This is a genomic window from Mycobacterium sp., assembly GCF_049673265.1.
In the GTDB taxonomy this organism is placed as follows: Bacteria; Actinomycetota; Actinomycetes; order Mycobacteriales; family Mycobacteriaceae; genus Mycobacterium.
On the sequence record NZ_JBATXN010000459.1, the window covers coordinates 1 to 1,553 of the forward strand.

At 65.6% G+C, this 1,553-nt stretch carries 2 protein-coding genes; one reads left to right on the plus strand and one right to left on the minus strand.

Annotated elements, in window-relative coordinates; all coding sequences use genetic code 11:
- Positions 1–342: 342 nt before the first annotated feature.
- On the plus strand, positions 343–753 hold the full coding sequence (locus WBF82_RS16090) for an isochorismatase family protein (protein WP_424383983.1): 411 nt from the start codon (positions 343–345) through the stop codon (positions 751–753).
- Positions 754–784: 31 nt separating this feature from the next.
- On the opposite strand, the gene WBF82_RS16095 is transcribed toward WBF82_RS16090, so the two are convergent.
- A partial coding sequence (locus WBF82_RS16095) for an SDR family NAD(P)-dependent oxidoreductase (protein ID WP_424383982.1) occupies positions 785–1,553 on the minus strand: 769 nt, incomplete at its 5' end.

The following is a 1,553-nucleotide window of genomic DNA, read 5'->3' on the forward strand; positions in this document are numbered from 1 at the left end:
TCTCTACAGCGACACCAGCGGCGTAAAGCCCATGCACTTAGTCGACTCCCGTACCGTCGGTGACGGTCTCGCCTTGCTCACATACCGGTCCGTCCGAAACACCTAGGCCGACGAATTCCACCGAAGGATTCGTCGGCATACACCAAATGTGCTGCCGATAGGTTTTCCGACCAAGAGAGGTGATCCATGCTTGACTCCGCCGATGTACAACTGCTCTTTGCCGACGTTCAAGACTTCATCATGGACTTAGCGCACACCAACTCCACTACCGCGGTGCGCAATTCAGCCTGAACGCTCGCGACAATTGGCACGATCCTCGAGCTGCCCGCCGTCTTGTCGATCGTGCCGGGCCCCGACGGCCCCGACGTGATAACCGAGCTCACCGAGCTATTGCCCAACACTCCCGTGCACGTCCGTTCGCCCGGCCCGAGCTCCTGGGATGACCCGGGCGTCCGCAACGCGGTTATCGGGCACGGGCGCCGTGTGATCGTCCTCTGCGGAGTCGTCACCGAAATGGTGGTACTGCACACCGCCCTCGACGCGATCGCCGATGGCTACCAGGTGCACATCCCTATCGACGCTTTTAGCGGCATCACCCCGCGCGGCGAAGACGCCACGCTCCGCCGCCTCGAAGCAGCCGGCGCCCAGATCACCACCGTCCCCGGCCTCGCAGGCGACCTCATGCGCGACTTCACCACCTCCAAGGGCAGCGCGATTCTCGCTGCCGTCCACACCATCGCCACCTCCGCATGAGCTCACAGAACGCTCGACGTGAGTCTTGGCTCTAGACAGCGCTTTTCGCGTGTTGTCTCTTGCGTTGATCGGCGATGAACCGGATCGACAATCGCTGCAGCAGACCCGGTGCCAGCCGGGCGAATATCCACGACGCGTGCGCGCGCTTCGGCACGACCAGCAGCGCCTTGTTGCGCTCGACCGCCTTCAAGGTGTCGCGGGCCAACTTGTCAGGGTCGTAGGCAGTCTTCATGCCCTGGCCGCGGAGGTAGTAGTCCCGGCCGACAAAACCGCCGACGGCACCTTTGTCCAGGATCGGCGTTTCGACGGCGGCCGGACATACGGCCAGCACGCCCACTCCGCGGGAGACGGCCTCCGAGCGCAGCGCCAGCGACAGCCCCACCACGGCGTGCTTGGTCATCACGTAACTGGTGATCTGTCCGGCCGCGGTCAGCCCGGCCATTGAAGCGGTGTTGACGATGTGGCCGTGCCCTTGCCGCAGCATCACCGGGTAGGCGGCCGTGACTCCGTGCACGACGCCGCGGATGTTGACGTCGATGATCGCGTTCCACTGGTCCAGCGTGAGCAGTTCGGTGTCGCCGCCCCAAGCGATTCCGGCGTTGTTGAACATCAGGTCGAGCCGTCCGGCGCGGGCGACGACGGCATCGACGGCGGCGGCCACCGCGGCCGCGTCAGTGACATCGAGGGTGGCTGCGGTCGCGGAGCCCGGTCCGGGCAAGCTCTCGGCAGTGCGGGCTGCCGAGGCGGCGTCGACGTCGGTGCAAACCACGTCGGCGCCCGCGGCGACCAGGGCTCGGCAC